General features: G+C 64.3%; 15 protein-coding genes. 10 read left to right on the top strand and 5 right to left on the bottom strand.

The window, feature by feature from the left end:
- Position 1 precedes the first annotated feature (1 nt).
- Positions 2-727 (bottom strand): extensin family protein, encoded by a 726-nt coding sequence (locus tag KY493_RS01405; protein ID WP_255567958.1) that lies wholly within the window; start codon positions 725-727, stop codon positions 2-4.
- Positions 728-809: 82 nt separating this feature from the next.
- Between KY493_RS01405 and uvrB the strand changes: the two genes are divergently transcribed.
- From uvrB to KY493_RS01390, 3 genes are all read left to right on the top strand, one after another.
- Entirely contained in the window at positions 810-3,155 is a 2,346-nt protein-coding gene (gene uvrB / locus KY493_RS01400) for an excinuclease ABC subunit UvrB (protein ID WP_255567957.1), read from the top strand.
- Positions 3,156-3,312: 157 nt separating this feature from the next.
- Positions 3,313-4,278: a ParB/RepB/Spo0J family partition protein gene (locus KY493_RS01395; RefSeq protein WP_219897233.1), complete on the top strand. Its 966-nt coding sequence runs from the start codon at positions 3,313-3,315 to the stop codon at positions 4,276-4,278.
- Between the two features lie 5 nt (positions 4,279-4,283).
- Entirely contained in the window at positions 4,284-5,120 is an 837-nt protein-coding gene (locus KY493_RS01390) for a hypothetical protein (protein ID WP_219897232.1), read from the top strand.
- 2 nt (positions 5,121-5,122) lie between these two features.
- Here KY493_RS01390 and KY493_RS01385 read toward each other — a convergent pair whose 3' ends face one another.
- Positions 5,123-5,971: a Dam family site-specific DNA-(adenine-N6)-methyltransferase gene (locus KY493_RS01385; RefSeq protein WP_219897231.1), complete on the bottom strand. Its 849-nt coding sequence runs from the start codon at positions 5,969-5,971 to the stop codon at positions 5,123-5,125.
- A 15-nt stretch (positions 5,972-5,986) separates the two neighbouring features.
- On the opposite strand from KY493_RS01385, the gene KY493_RS01380 reads away from it, so the two are divergent.
- From KY493_RS01380 to KY493_RS01365, 4 genes are all read left to right on the top strand, one after another.
- Entirely contained in the window at positions 5,987-6,247 is a 261-nt protein-coding gene (locus KY493_RS01380) for a hypothetical protein (RefSeq protein ID WP_370627362.1), read from the top strand.
- An 84-nt stretch (positions 6,248-6,331) separates the two neighbouring features.
- On the top strand, positions 6,332-6,526 hold the full coding sequence (locus KY493_RS01375) for a hypothetical protein (RefSeq protein ID WP_219897229.1): 195 nt from the start codon (positions 6,332-6,334) through the stop codon (positions 6,524-6,526).
- Positions 6,523-7,074, top strand: a complete 552-nt coding sequence (locus tag KY493_RS01370) for a hypothetical protein (protein WP_219897228.1) — start codon at positions 6,523-6,525, stop codon at positions 7,072-7,074. Before KY493_RS01375 ends, KY493_RS01370 begins: the two co-directional genes overlap by 4 nt.
- Before the next feature lie 109 nt (positions 7,075-7,183).
- On the top strand, positions 7,184-7,708 hold the full coding sequence (locus KY493_RS01365) for a hemerythrin domain-containing protein (protein WP_219897227.1): 525 nt from the start codon (positions 7,184-7,186) through the stop codon (positions 7,706-7,708).
- A gap of 3 nt (positions 7,709-7,711) precedes the next feature.
- Here KY493_RS01365 and KY493_RS01360 read toward each other — a convergent pair whose 3' ends face one another.
- Positions 7,712-8,479 (bottom strand): hypothetical protein, encoded by a 768-nt coding sequence (locus KY493_RS01360; protein WP_219897226.1) that lies wholly within the window; start codon positions 8,477-8,479, stop codon positions 7,712-7,714.
- Positions 8,480-8,735: 256 nt separating this feature from the next.
- Here KY493_RS01360 and KY493_RS01355 point away from each other — a divergent pair, with 256 nt between their 5' ends.
- Positions 8,736-9,152 (top strand): very short patch repair endonuclease, encoded by a 417-nt coding sequence (locus KY493_RS01355; RefSeq protein ID WP_219897225.1) that lies wholly within the window; start codon positions 8,736-8,738, stop codon positions 9,150-9,152.
- A gap of 48 nt (positions 9,153-9,200) precedes the next feature.
- A complete protein-coding gene (locus tag KY493_RS01350; protein WP_219897224.1) occupies positions 9,201-10,292 on the top strand; it encodes a DNA cytosine methyltransferase in 1,092 nt (363 codons plus the stop codon).
- Here the strand turns inward: KY493_RS01350 and KY493_RS01345 are convergent.
- Entirely contained in the window at positions 10,289-11,137 is an 849-nt protein-coding gene (locus tag KY493_RS01345) for an NgoMIV family type II restriction endonuclease (protein WP_219897223.1), read from the bottom strand. The genes KY493_RS01350 and KY493_RS01345 overlap by 4 nt on opposite strands.
- Positions 11,138-11,151: 14 nt before the next feature.
- Positions 11,152-12,960, bottom strand: a complete 1,809-nt coding sequence (gene lepA / locus KY493_RS01340; protein WP_219897222.1) for a translation elongation factor 4 — start codon at positions 12,958-12,960, stop codon at positions 11,152-11,154.
- Positions 12,961-13,125: 165 nt separating this feature from the next.
- On the opposite strand from lepA, the gene KY493_RS01335 reads away from it, so the two are divergent.
- Positions 13,126-14,262, top strand: coding sequence for an efflux RND transporter periplasmic adaptor subunit (locus tag KY493_RS01335; protein ID WP_219897221.1), 1,137 nt, complete (start codon positions 13,126-13,128; stop codon positions 14,260-14,262).
- Positions 14,263-14,270: the final 8 nt, after the last annotated feature.

The raw sequence follows: 14,270 nt of genomic DNA, 5'->3' as shown, positions 1-14,270 counted from the left end.
TTCACGAACACAGCCCCGGCCGGCCCGCCTCCAGGTGCAGGTGGTCGTGGTGGACGGCGTTGTAGTCGGGGCTCAGGGTGGTGCCGAAGATGCGGCAGGCGTCGTCGCGGATGCGGCGCAGGAAACGGGCCTCGGCGTCGTCTCCGCTCCAGTCCGCCGCCACCGTGATCCGCCGTCCGTCCCTCAACCGCACTCCGGCGAAGTCCAGGGCGGCGGCGCGGCCATGGGCGCTGGGTCGGGTGCTGCCGCGCCCGTTGTTCACAGGCCGGCAGGCGTAGACGCCGAAATGGTCGATCTGCACCACATCCGAGCCCAGGATCTCGCGCGCCGCCGGCTCCAGCGACTGCCGGCGCCAGACGCTGAGCGCCAGCGCCGTTTCGCACGTCATGGTCACGTCGCCCGGCGCCATGCGCGCCACGGTGCCGAGGTCCGCGCCCAGCACGCCCGCGTTGGTCAGGCCGCAGGTTTCGGTGTCCACCCGGTCCGGAACGGGGCTGAAGCGCACCCGCGCCGCCGTCAGCTCGGCCGCGCACGGCTGCAGGTCCGAGGCCGCCCGCGACACGGCCCCGCGCGTGCCGCCGTCGATCGCCCGGTCGATCAGGCCGCCGACCAGCGGCGCCTCCACCCGCGTCGGCCGAACGGCGCCGGCCCGCTCCGCTGGCGGCGTCCGCACGCAGCCCGCCAGGGCGACAACCACGGCCAGGAACACACACGCTCGCCTGCTCATCCGCATATCCGCTCCGACCCGCAACCCTTGTCCCGCCCGCCGCGCTATGGCGGGACGGCCGGCCGCATACTAGATTTCGTTCATGAACCGTTCCTCGACACCCAAAGGGTCTCCGATCCAGACGGCCAAGCCGGTGCATACGCCCAATCGGGGCCTGAAAGAGGCCGCGGCCGTCTTTCACCAGGATGTCGGCAAGATGCCGATGTTCGCCCCCGTCACCGGCCCGCGCCTGACGCCGGAGGAGGCCCCGGCCGCGCCCGGCGACTGGACCCCGCACCGCCCCGACCGCCCTCAAAAGGAACGGGGCGGCAAGAAGCGCCAGAAATTCCGGCTGGAGACCGCCTACACCCCCGCCGGCGACCAGCCCGCCGCCATCGCCGAATTGGTGGCCCAGGCCGGGCAGGGCGACCGCGACCAGGTGCTGCTGGGCGTCACCGGCTCGGGCAAGACCTTCACCATGGCCAAGGTGATCGAACAGACCCAGCGCCCCGCCCTGATCCTGGCCCCCAACAAGACCCTGGCCGCCCAGCTCTATTCCGAGTTCAAGGCCTTCTTCCCCGACAACGCGGTCGAATACTTCGTCTCATATTATGACTACTACCAACCCGAAGCCTATGTGCCGCGAACGGACACCTACATCGAGAAGGACTCGAGTATAAATGAACAGATAGATCGGATGCGACATTCCGCAACCCGGTCCATACTCGAAAGAGACGACGTGATCGTGGTGGCGTCGGTCAGCTGCATCTACGGCATCGGCTCGGTGGAGACCTATACGGCCATGACCTTCACGCTGAAGGTCGGGGACCAGATCGACGAGGGCAAGCTGCGCGCCGACCTGATCGCGCTGCAGTACAAGCGCAACGACGCGGCGTTCGAGCGCGGCATGTTCCGAAAGCGCGGCGACACGCTGGAGGTCTTCCCCGTCCACCTGGAGGACCGGGCCTGGCGCATCAGCCTGTTCGGCGACGAGATCGAGGCGATCGTCGAGTTCGACCCCCTGACCGGCAAGAAGACCGCCGATCTGGACGAGGTCACCGTCTACGCCGCCAGCCACTATGTCACGCCGCGGCCGACGCTGAACCAGGCCACACATGGCATCAAGGCCGAGCTGAAGGAGACGCTCGACTGGATGGTCGAGAACGGCAAGCTGCTGGAGGCCCAGCGGCTGGAGCAGCGCGTCCGCTTCGACTTGGAGATGATCGAGGCCACCGGTTCCTGCGCCGGGATCGAGAACTATTCCCGCTGGCTGACCGGCCGCGCGCCCGGCGAGCCGCCGCCCACCTTTTTCGAATATATTCCCGACAATGCCCTGCTGTTCGTGGACGAGAGCCACGTCACCGTGGGCCAGATCAACGGCATGTTCCGGGGCGACTACCGCCGCAAATCGACGCTGGCGGAATACGGCTTCCGCCTGCCCTCCTGCATCGACAACCGCCCGCTGAAGTTCGAGGAATGGGACGCCATGCGGCCCCAGACCGTGCACGTCTCCGCCACCCCTGGCCCGTGGGAGATGGAGCGCACCGGCGGCGTCTTCGTCGAACAGGTGATCCGCCCCACCGGCCTGATCGACCCTCCCGTCGAGATCCGCCCCGTCTCCGGCCAGACCCGCAACCAGGTCGACGACGTCATCGACGAGGTCAAGGCCGTGTCACGCCAGGGCTATCGCTCCCTGGTCACCACCCTGACCAAGAAGATGGCCGAGGACCTGACCGAATACATGCACGAACAGGGCGTGCGCGTCCGCTACATGCACTCGGACGTGGACACGCTGGAGCGGATCGAGATCATCCGCGACCTGCGCCTGGGGACCTTCGACTGCCTGATCGGCATCAACCTGCTGCGCGAGGGGCTGGACATCCCCGAATGCGGCCTGGTCGCCATCCTGGACGCGGACAAGGAGGGCTTCCTGCGCTCCGAGACCTCGCTGATCCAGACCATCGGCCGCGCCGCCCGCAACGTCGACGGCCGCGTCATCCTCTACGCCGACCGCATGACCGGCTCGATGGAGCGCGCCATCAGCGAGACCAACCGGAGGCGCGAGCGGCAGGAGGCCTACAACACCGAACACGGCATCACCCCCGCCAGCGTCAAGCGCGACATCAAGGAGATCCTGGACAGCCCCTACGAAAAGGACCGCGTCCTGATCCCCGCCGGCGTCAAGGAAGACGCCAAGCCCTTTGTCGGCTCCAACTTCCAGGCCGCCCTCAAGGACCTGGAAGGCCGCATGCGCGAAGCCGCCTCCAACCTCGAGTTCGAGGAAGCCGCCCGCCTCCGCGACGAGATCAAGCGCATGAAGCTGATGGACCTGGAGTTCGCCAACGACGCCCTCACCGGCGCCGGCGAGGAGGTCGACCGCTCAGCCCCGAAGAAGTGGCGCGCCGAAGCGGCGGCGGAGAAGGCGCAGGCGTTCCGGAAGGGGCGGTAGAGGTTGAGTGGTGCCAGCAGCACATCCTAGGCCTGCTTAGATAGTCGGACATTCGATGCGGACTGGGAGGCATGCCTGACCAAATCCCTGTAGACGCGCCGAAAGTCCTTGTGCGGGCCTTCCGGCAACCTATCATTGTCACGATTGGGGGCGATTTATGAGCATTGAAATAGCTGCGGCACAGCCGCGGCCTAAGCCACAGACCGTCGAAACGAACAAGCTGCGGGCAAACCCCCATAACCCTCGGGTGCTCTTCGACGAGGATCCGATGGAAACGCTCAAGGAGTCGATTGCGAAGGTCGGCATCCTCGTGCCTCTCACTGTCTATCGGGCAGAAGGCTCCCAGAACTTCACCATCCTCGACGGCCAACGGCGCTGGACCTGCGCGACCGCCTTGGGGATGCCGGAGGTGCCAATTAACGAGGTACCGGAGCCGTCGCTCACCGAAAACATCGTCACGATGTTCCAAATCCATAAGCTCCGGAAAGACTGGGAGCTTATGCCGACAGCGCTGAAGCTCGGCGTCCTCATGGACCACCTTGATGAGCGCCGAGACAACGTCTTAGCTTCGCTAACGGGCCTCGACACTGCTGTCGTGGGGCGATGCAAGAAGCTCCTAACTTTTGAAGCCAAATATCACGACATGATGCTGCATCCCGACCCTAGGAAGCGGCTTCAGGCTGACCTGTTTATTGAGATGTATCCGATCGTAACCGACCGATCGGTAATCAAAGCAGGTTGGTTCAATCGAGTCGACATGATTGAAGCTTTTATCCGGAAGCACATGGAAAAGCTGTCGGGCTTCAAGGCCGTGACTGATTTTCGCAAGATCAAGGCATACCTCACGGCGGCTCGGAAGTCTGGTCGCGAGGACGAGACGGTCGGTCGGCTTCATGACCTCGTTTATCGAGATGACGTCCTGATCTCCGACCTCGAGGTGGACGCCGCCCGTATCCACAGCACAGCGGATGGGTTGGTACGTTCGATCGTGAGGCTGCGAAACGATCTGATGGCGCTGGATGTCGAAGAATTCGCCGCAGAGAAGGATCTCTGGGAAGAGATCGAACAATTTGTCATGGCACTTCGCGAAAAGCTGCTCGATGCGGAGCGCCGGCCGATATGAGTGAGATGAATATCGAGCCCGCGGTGCCGCTGCCGGCATCGGAAGAACAGTTTGCGGCTTGGGAGGCCCGGTTTCGTCCATATCGCCGACATCCCTCACGCGATTGCTTGATCGCTTGGTTAAAGCAGTTTGACGAAAAGCATCAGACTATCGCGCATCGCGTCTTGGACAGTGTGATCCTCCTCAGCGAAGACGACATCCTTCAAGGCTACAAAGGGACGTTGGAGAGCTTGCCGGGCTGGAGCAAGAAATCAGATGAACGCGTGGGCCGTTGGTTCTTTGTGGGAATGGGGGACGCTGGCGAAAGCGGCCAAGCCATGCTGCGACTCTTCAGAGAGGCCAATGGGCTTGCCGCAGACCGCTGGCAAAACCTTTGCGTGATGCCTCGGGAGCTCCCAAGTCTCGCGCTAAAGGCCATTGATAGTGTTGTCTTCGTCGACGACTTCGCCGGAAGCGGCCAGCAGATGGTGAACTATTGGCCGATCATCGAAGAGCTCGTCGCTTCGGAAGCTCGTTGCTACCTAGCCCTGTCGGCGACCACGTCGCGTGCGGAGGCGGAAATCCGCGCCAAGACGGAGTTTGACGTTCGAGCACCAGTGATCCTCCAAGAGAAAGACAATCTATTTTCTGAGGCATGTGACACGTTCACGGATGAAGAAAAACTTGTGCTTGAAGGGTACGGCAAACGGGCTTCGAAATCCCATCCGCGCGGCTTTGGCGATTGCGGCCTCGCGATCGTTCTCAGCCACAAGACACCCAACAACTCGGTTCCTATTCTGCACGCGAACCATGCCAACTGGATCAGTCCGTTCCCACGCCAACTGATACCAGTGGCTGCCTGAGCTCAAAATGAAACGAACATCGCCTCAGTAACCCTGCCCCGCTTTGCCGCGTTTGAAGCAAGTGTGGATGGCCGCTCAAGTTGAATGAGCCTGAATTCATCATACAGCGCTATGACATCGGCGTGATCGGCATTGGAAACGATCACGTGCACGCCGCGATTCGCGAGCCGCCGAGCGGTCGCGGCAAGGCGCTCCTGATCCGCCCAACTGAATAGCCGCTCGTTGTAATCACGGAAGCCATTCAGATTGTGCTTCGTGACATAGGGCGGATCGAGGAACACGAGATCACCCGAACGAGGGCTCCGCAGGGTCTGGGCGAAATCGCAACGGGTCAGGGTGATGTTAGGGCGCTTCAGAATGTCCGCGCAGAGTTTGAGGTTCGCCTCGTCAAAAATGAAGTCCGACTGAGGAGCGCCATAAGGGACATTGAACTCGCCGCGGCTGTTCACCCGGTAGAGCCCGTTCCAGCAGGTTTTATTTAGGTAGAGGAACTCTGCTGCACGTGCCGGGTAATCGAGAGTTCTGGTGGCTCGTATATCATAGAAGATCGTTTTGTCGGGTTTCAGAGGGCGGAGGTAGTCGGACAGGTAGTCCACGTTGTCTCGAACTGCCTTCCAAACGCCCACCACCTCCTCGCTGAAGTCAGATAGAGAAGCACGTTCCGGTTGCAACGCGAGAAACAAGGCACCGGACCCAAGGAAAGGCTCGTAGTAGCGGCCGTACGTCGAGGGAATAAAAGGTAGGATTTGACCGAGGAGGCGCTGCTTGGATCCTGCCCAACGGAGAAATGGACGCGGATCGACGGGCGCGGGGTCCTTATCTGTCGCTTGGGTGACGGCCTGCTTGTGCATATCTCGGACTAGCGAATTCAGGACTCGGGGGGAAGTGTACCGAGTGAAGGCAAACAGAACGCGCGCGGCTGGCTGCTCGCCGTGATGAAGGCGGTGGAGGCGGTGGGTCGGCCGGAGTTCACCCTGGCCGATGTCTATGCTCATGAAGCCGCGCTGGCGGCTCTCTATCCCGGCAACAACCACGTCCGGCCCAAGATCAGGCAGCAGCTTCAGGTTCTGCGGGATCGCGGATGGCTCGCGTTCAACGGGCGGGGCGTCTACCGGCGGACGGCCTGAGCGTCGCCGCGCCCTTCCGACCAAGCCCTCCGTCCGCCCCTGACGCAGCGGTGGTCTAAGGGTCCTCCTCCATACGGGAGGACGATGATGGCGAAGGCGAAGGCGGCCCGGTGGCGGGGGCTGGATCGGGTGGAGCGTGTCGAGCAGCGGATGCTGGGCGTGCTGAAGGTGCTCGATGTGGTGAAGACGATCGAGGCCCTGCCGGACGGCCCGGAGAAGCGGCGGCGCATGGCTCTGGTCGACCGCATGGTCGCCGACATCAAGCGGATCCCGCTGTGAGCCGGCATGGCGCGCCCAAGATCCGAGGCCCCGAGACCTGGTCCGAGATCCGGCGGGCGTGGGAGCGGGGCGAGACGGCGGCGTCGCTGGCGCTGCGCTATGACGTGGGGCTGGCCAACCTGTGGCGGCGGCGCGCGGCGGAGGGGTGGCGCAGGCTGCGCGCCGAGGACCCGGCCCCTGAGCCGCTGGAGGGCTGGGCCCGCTTCTCGGTCAACGAGCGCGAGGCGTTCGAGCGGCGGCTGCAGGACGCGCGCGACCTGGCGCTGTGCCTGGAAAAGGCCATGCGGGACGAGCGGCTTTCCGAGGCGCCGCTGTGGCACATCTCATGGCTCTATCGCTGGCGCGCCGACAACCTCCCGCCCGAAGCCGCCGCGCGGGACCGGGCGCGGGCGCGCGAGATGGACCAGCCCTGGGCCGAGAGCTTCTGGGACGCCGACGGGCGGCTGAAGCCCCTGCCCTGGCTGGACGCGGAGATGGCGCGGCTGCACCGCGAGGACTGGCGCGAGGCGCTGGGCCTGCCGCATGGGGTCGAGCCGCACCTGCCCTGATGCGCCCCCCCCGCCTCGGCCGGCGTGCGATTCACTCTCACAGGAACCGGCGCGCGCCTCGCCCCTTCCGCTCCGTAGACTATCCCAACCGTTTTTCGGAGCCCGCCCCATGTCCATCATCGACAAGGCCATCGCCGCCGTCACCCCCGCCCCGTCGGAAGAGCAGCGCGCCGAGGCCACCGCCAAGGCCCGCCAGATGGCCGCCCCCGGCGACTGGCTGTCCATGGCGCTGGACCACCACGACCAGATCCGCTCAGGCTTCGAGCGCGGCTCGGCCGCCCGCACCCCCGCCGAGCGGATCGCCGCCTGCAAGGACCTGGCGCTGGTGCTGAACGGCCATTCGCTGGCCGAGGAGCTGGTGCTCTATCCGGCCATGGCCCAGTCGGGGCACAAGGCGCAGGCGGGCATCGCCTATACCGAGCAGGACACGGCCAAGATGCAGATGGCCGAGCTGGAGAACATCGACCCCGCCGACGAGGCTTGGGCCGACAAGTTCGGCCACATCAAGGGGGCCGTCCTGACTCACGTCTATGAGGAAGAACACGGCTGGTTCATCCACCTCAAGAAGCACGGCGAGCACCAGGACCGCCTGGCCGCGCGCTACAAGGAAGAGTTCGACCGCTACGTCTCCTGACGCCTATTCGTCCCAGCGGGGGCGCGGGTGGCCCTCGGGCGGCTCAGGGATCGGTTCGTGCCCCAGCCCCCGCAGCTGCCGCTCCAGCGCCGCCGCCCGCCAGCGGGCCCTGAACCACTTGCGGTTATGCATGTCGGTGATCTCACCTTCGGCGCGGTGCTGGGCGTTGCGACACTCCCAGTACCGCTGCTTGATCTCGTGGTCGGGATCGCGCCCGGGCTCCGAGCCGATCAGGCTGAAGCGCTCGCTCACCTCCTCGTCCAGCAGCACCGCGAGCCTCAGATCCAGCGGCATGGTGTCCACCGTCATGCCGCCTCGCCGGGGATCGCCCCGCTCGGCCAGCTTGGCGTAGGTTTCGGCCAGCGCCGCCAGCGCCTTGGCCTCGGCCCACAGCCGCCCGTGCATGGCCCGCCCGGACGCCAGCGTCGCCGTCCGCGCCAGCTCGCCCGCATCGCCCGCCTGTTCGTTCCCCACCGGCGCCGGCGCAAACAGCCCGGCCAGCGCGCGCGAGCCCACGGGGTTCAGCGCCCGCGCCGCGCCCTGCTCCTCCTCCACCATCCGCGCATGGGCCCGCGCCCGCGCATCGCCCATGGACTTCTTGGTGAAGCCGTCGCGGCAGGCGTAGCGATAGACCGAGGACGGCGCCACCTTCCACTTGGCCCCCAGCTCCTTGGCCGTCGCCCCGTTCTTGTACTCCTCGGCGATGATCGCCCAGGTCTCCGCCGTCAGGCGATAGTGGGTGGCGGGAGCTTCGGCATAGGCGCGGGTCATGGCGGGAGGTTAGCCGAAAGGTCAGCTATGGCGGGAAAGTCGGCCTGCAAGCCGCTGGAACGCCCGCCAGGCCGCGAAGCCGAATGCGACATAGATCGGTCTGAGCCACCTATGCGCAAGCGGAAGTAGACGTTCCCAGACAGCGACGTTGTAGGCGTGAGCGACCTTCACTCAGGCTCACTGCTCAGGCAACCAACCTTGGATCGCCGTTATTACTTACCAGATGAAGCCACCACCTGGTCAGTAGCCGTCGCCTATGAAACCGAAAGATGCTCGGACTTCCGAGGCCATGTCTCGCGTCAAGCAGGCGCGGACCGCACCCGAGGATAAGGTGGCTGAAGCCTTACGCAGCCTCGAGGTCGCTTACCGCCGGAACGTCAAGAACCTCCCCGGGCGGCCGGATTTCGCAAATCGAGCGCGGGGTTGGGCGATCCAAGTTCACGGCTGTTTTTGGCATCAACATACTTGCAGGCGAGGTACGACGCCGATCCATAATCGAGAGCTATGGCAGGCAAAGTTCGCTCGTAACCGCGAACGAGATGCGGAGGTCGAGGCCGCGCTGGTGAAAGCTGGGCTCCGCGTGGTCACTCTTTGGGAATGCGAGACTAAAGACGCGACTCAGCTCAAGGAGCTGATACAAGAGCGCCTGAGGCTACCTCGCGGCAGAATGTAATCATAGGTTGCATTCTGTTGACAAGCCCGCTTGTTCGCGTTTTGTTGCATGACGCTCACTGTTGGAAAAGCCATGTCCCTCCGGTTGATCGATCTTTTCAGCGGTGCTGGTGGCATGAGCCTCGGCTTCTGCGACAAGCGTTTCTGCGGCGGCTTTGAGCCCGTCCTGGCGATCGACAACGATCCTGCGGCTGTGAAGACGCATGAGCTGAACTTCAGCGGCCGCGCTGTTCAGGCGAACATCGAGCACTGGCTGTTGCACAACGAGGTGCCTCAGGCGGACGTTGTGATTGGTGGGCCTCCTTGCCAAGGTTTCAGCCTCCTTAATCGTAAGCGTGATGGCGATGCACGCCGGGCGCTTTGGGAGCCCTTTATCGAAATTGCGGAGAAGTCCGGCGCACGGGCTTTTGTGATGGAGAACGTCGCCGAGCTTTACCGCTCCCCAGAGCGCAACCTCATCGAGAAGAAGGCGCGGCAGCACGGCTTTTACACCGAAGCTGCCATTGTTAACGCTGCTGATTATGGCGCACCTCAAACGCGTAAGCGCACAATCATCTTGGGTTGGCGCGAAGCATTCAATCTACCGAACTTCCCACCGCTGCCCTCGCACGCTGATCCGAAAGTCAGCCGCAACTTGCCCAGGTGGCGCACTGTGCGAGACGTAATTTCAGATCTGCCTGAAGAAACAGTCGGCACCGAGATAGGCTCGCACCGCATCCTCGGCCTTCATTTCGGTCGAACGCCCACACAGAAGAGTCTAGATCGGTATGCTGCGGTTCCACCAGGAGGTAACCGCTTTGACCTTCTCGCGAACCGCCCCGACATCACTCCAGATTGCTGGGTAAGAAAGACTAGTGGCGGGACTGATCTATTTGGACGTCTTTGGTGGGACAGACCCTCGGTGACCATCCGAACAGAGTTCTACAAGCCAGAGAAGGGCCGGTATCTTCACCCAGAGGCTAATCGGCCCATCAGTCACAGAGAAGCCGCGCGCCTGATGGGATTCCCAGATGATTTTAGATTTTACGGAACCAAAGTTGAGGTGGCCAGGCAGATTGGTAATGCCGTTCCTCCGCATCTAGCAGGCGCCTTGGCTCGAGTTGTGCAAAGCATACTGCTACCTCGGACGATTGCCGCCTAAACTGCCAAGTCGAAGGGGAGGTCTGATATGTCTCGCAAGCGACGACCGTCAGACATCATACGGAAGAGGTCCTGGGCCTCTTCGCTCCCCCGTTCTGAAGTGGCGGCACCCAACTCAGGTAAGCCGATATGATAGACACAATCGATGTCGCCAGTTCCTAATGCCAGAGAAGCAATGCGACTCATCAACGGTTCCGCAGTTACCACGGCGATGTGAGGAAGCTTACCTTTCCGATTGCGGATCAGATTGAGCGCTTCACTGCGAGCGTTTTGAGCCCGATCTGAACGGATCGTCCACTTACATGAGACGCTGGCATGTAGGATTGGGTCACCGCCGTTCCGCTGGCGTAAAGGCGTGTGACGCGCGAATTCATCTTCAACGATGCTCTCGGAGGCGTTTAACATCTCGTCGGAGACCGGGTTTCGATAGATGACGACGTCAGGGCGTATGATATAGTCGCGCCCCATCGCCACTCTGAGATCAGCATCGTTCTGAACAGCTCTCTCGACGGCCGTTAGATGAGCATACTGATCGTAGGTCGAGATCAATCCACCGGATGCTATCTCGAAATCACCACACCTGACCATGGACAGACGTGGGAATATCTCGGCTAAGAATGTTCTCACAAAATCTTCAAATCCACGCCCTGCGGTTTGACCTGCAAGGCGCGCACCAAGTGCTTCGTTGCCTATCTTGGTGAGAAACAACCGGGAAATATCACGACTAGACGCCGACGCGGAATCGGCAATGCTAGCCACTCCTTTTTCATTGGTCGTCAACAATCCTGCTTGGATCATACCAGCATGGAAGCGACGACGGGCAGCTACGACGAGGGATTCGGTCATCTCATCTGCCATGCTCAATCCTCGTCCATCTTCAACGCCGCGATGAAGGCTTCCTGCGGGATTTCGACCTTGCCGAACTGGCGCATGCGCTTCTTGCCGGCCTTTTGCTTTTCCAGCAGCTTCTTCTTGCGGGTGGCGTCGCCGCCGTAGCATTTGGAGGTCACGTCCTTTCGCAGGGCGCGGACGGTTTCGCGGGCGATGATCTTGCCGCCGATGGCGGCCTGGATCGGGATTTGGAACAGGTGGGGCGGGATCAGCTCCTTCATCTTCTCCACCATGCCGCGGCCGCGCGTTTCGGCGCGCTGGCGGTGGACCAGCATGGACAGGGCGTCGACCGGCTCGGCGTTGACCAGGATCGACATCTTGACCAGGTCGCCCTGCTTGTAGTCCGTCAACTCATAGTCGAAGCTGGCGTAGCCCTTCGAGATCGACTTCAGCCGGTCATAGAAGTCGAACACCACCTCGTTCAGCGGCAGCTCATAGACCACCATGGCGCGGCTGCCGACGTAGGACAGCTCCTTTTGCTCGCCCCGGCGGTCCTGGCACAGCTTGATCACCCCGCCCAGGTATTCGTCGGGCGTCAGGATGGTGGCCTTGATCCAGGGTTCGGCGATGCTTTCGATCTGCATCACGTCGGGCAGGTCGGCGGGGTTGTGCAGGTCGATCTCGGTCCCGTCGCGCTGGATGATCTTGTAGACCACGCTGGGGGCGGTCGCGATCAGGTCCAGGTTGAACTCGCGGCTCAGGCGCTCCTGGATGATCTCCAGGTGCAGCAATCCCAAGAAGCCGCAGCGGAAGCCGAAGCCCAGCGCGGCCGAGCTCTCCATCTCGAAGGTGAAGGAGGCGTCGTTCAGGCGCAGGCGGCCGATGGCGGCGCGCAGGTCCTCGAAGTCGGCGGCGTCCACGGGGAACAGGCCGCAGAACACCACCGACTGCACCTCCTTGAAGCCCTTCAGCGGCTCGGCCGTCGGTTTCTTCTCGTCGGTGATGGTGTCGCCAACGGCGGCGTGGGCCACTTCCTTGATCTGGGCGGTGATGAAGCCAACCTCGCCGGGGCCGAGCGCCTCGACCGGGGTGTTCTTGGGCAGAAACACGCCGACGCGGTCCACCAGGTGGGTCGAGCCGGACTGCATCATCTTGACCCGCATGCCGGTCTTCAAGACGCCGTCGAACACCCGCACCAGCAGCACCACGCCCAGGTAGGGATCGTACCAGGCGTCGACCAGCATGGCCTTCAGCGGCGCATTGACGTCGCCCTTGGGCGCGGGCAGGCGGGTGACGATGGCCTCCAGCACGTCCTCGATGCCCAGGCCCGACTTGGCGCTGGCCAGCACGGCGTCGGAGGCGTCGATGCCGATCACGTCCTCGATCTGGGCGCGCACGCGGTCGGGCTCGGCGGCGGGCAGGTCCACCTTGTTCAGGACCGGCACGATCTCGTGGTTGTTCTCGATGGCCTGATAGACGTTGGCCAGCGTCTGGGCCTCGACGCCCTGCGACGCGTCCACCACCAGAAGCGAGCCCTCGCACGCCGCCAGCGAGCGGCTGACCTCATAGGCGAAGTCCACGTGCCCCGGCGTGTCCATCAGGTTCAGGACGTAGTCCAGCCCGTCCTGCGCCTTGTAGTGCAGCCTGACCGTCTGCGCCTTGATGGTGATCCCGCGCTCCTGCTCGATCTCCATGTTGTCCAGCACCTGGCTGGTCATCTCCCGCGCCGTCAGCCCGCCCGTCGTCTGGATCAGCCGATCCGACAGGGTCGACTTGCCGTGGTCGATGTGGGCCACCACACTGAAGTTTCGGATGCGCTCGACGGGGGTGCTGCTCATCCGCGCGCCGGTAGCATGGGCGGGCGGTTCGCACAAAGCGCGGCGTCAGAAGCGCATTAAGGTGTGGTAATGCGACGCTTGCACGTTTGAGGGCGGTTGCGCGAACGGCTATGGCTGTGCTCGAGGCCCTGCTCACCAGATCCGAGGAACAACACTGTGGCGACCATGACCCGATCGGCCCTGGCCTTCACGACCGCGATCAGCGTGCTGATGCTGGCCGCCTGCGGCGGCGGCGAGGACAAGGCGGGCCAGGAAAAGGCGGGCGCCGCCGGGGGCGCGTCTCGCCAAACGGTGACCACGGCGGTGGTCGGCCAGAGCAATCTGCCTCGCACCGTGACCGCCTCCGGCAGCGTTTCGGCCTGGGAAGAGGTGCCCGTCGGCGCCGAGACCGGCGGCCTGACCGCGACGGCCGTCTATGTCGACGAGGGCGCCTATGTCCGCCAGGGCCAGCCCCTGGTTCAGATGAATGATGCGCTGCTGCGCGCCCAGCTTCGCCAGCAGCAGGCGGCGGTGCAGACGGCCGAGGCCAACGCCGCCCGCGACGACGCCGCCCTGTCCCGCGCCCAGGAACTGCGCGAGCGCGGCTTCCTGGCCCAGGCCGCTCTGGACACGGCGCTGGCCGATCAGAGAGCCTCGCGCGCAGGCGTCGCCTCGGCGCGCGCCGCCCTGTCGGAGACCCAGACCCGCCTGTCGCAGGCCACCATCCGCGCGCCTGTCTCGGGCCTGATCGTCAGCCGCAGCGTCACGCGCGGCCAGATCATCGCGGCGGGGACCGAGCTGTTCCGGATGGTTCGCGACGGCCGGCTGGAGCTGGACGCCCAGGTGCCCGAGACCGAACTGCCGCTGGTCCGCGCGGGCCAGTCGGCGAGCATCACCTCCAGCGAGGCCGGCCAGACCACCGGAACCGTTCGGGTCGTCACGCCCGAAGTGAACGCCGAGACCCGCCTGGGCATCGCCCGCGTTTCGCTGCAGCCCGGCAGCGCCCTGCGTCCGGGCATGTTCGCGCGCGCCGAAATCGCGGTGGGCGCCCGGCCGGCCACCACCGTGCCGACCGGCTCGGTGCTTTATCGCAACAATCGCGCCGGCGTGTTTCTGCTGAACGGCGACAGCACGGTGCGCTTCCAGCCGATCACGGTGCTGTCGCGCACCGACGCCCAGACGGCGATCGAAGGCGTGGCCGCCGGCGCCCGTGTGGTGGTCGAGGGGGCCGGCTTCCTGAACGACGGGGACCGGGTCGCCGTGCCGCAGCAACCGGCTCAGCCGGCACAGCCCGCCCAGGCCGTCCAACCGGCGACGAAGTAAGGCGCGGC

It is taken from the genome of Brevundimonas sp. PAMC22021 (assembly GCF_019443405.1).
Lineage (GTDB): Bacteria > Pseudomonadota > Alphaproteobacteria > Caulobacterales > Caulobacteraceae > Brevundimonas.
The sequence above is the reverse complement of the archived record's forward strand: the minus strand, read 5'-3'. Positions and strand labels throughout refer to the sequence as shown.